Genomic DNA, 508 nt, shown 5'->3' with positions numbered 1-508 from the left:
TTGAAACAAACGACACGGAAGCCCCATCATGTAAATCGGTGCATCGTCAGACCCCCTATCAGCGCCAAGGGCGGATTCCAGCAAGGCAGGTAAACCACCAATCCCAACATTGATTTGCGCCGCGTTGAGTGGGGTCCGGGTTCAAAGCTGATCGGCGGCTGACGGCGTGACGATTTACAACTGGTTCACCCGCGTGGCGTGTGGCGCTTTACTTCGCCGGCTGCGTCCGTACCGGGAGCGATCCAGTGCCGTGCTTCCGGAGATCGCTGGAAATCGTGGGCATGGATGATGGTCAGCATGGAAATACCAGTGGCAATCCCAAGGCTAGCAAGCAGGATGTTGAGGCGATGGAGTATCATCGTTCGACCTCCCTGATCCGCCGACGATGTTCACCGATGCTAATTCAGAGCCTGTCGGATTCCTATTTTCATTCCACAAGGTCTCGACGCATGAGCGATCGGCCACTCAGCGCAGACGGGATAGATCCGGGCCGTTGTTCGAAACCGAC

General features: G+C 56.7%; 1 protein-coding gene. It reads right to left on the bottom strand.

The annotated features are described in order from the left end of the window. Positions 1-185 precede the first annotated feature (185 nt). Positions 186-359, bottom strand: coding sequence for a hypothetical protein (locus N826_RS44085; protein WP_157599450.1), 174 nt, complete (start codon positions 357-359; stop codon positions 186-188). Positions 360-508 lie beyond the last annotated feature (149 nt).

Origin of the sequence: Skermanella aerolata KACC 11604 (genome assembly GCF_000936425.1) — a bacterium.
Classification (GTDB): Bacteria; Pseudomonadota; Alphaproteobacteria; order Azospirillales; family Azospirillaceae; genus Skermanella; species Skermanella aerolata.
The sequence above is the reverse complement of the archived record's forward strand: the minus strand, read 5'-3'. Positions and strand labels throughout refer to the sequence as shown.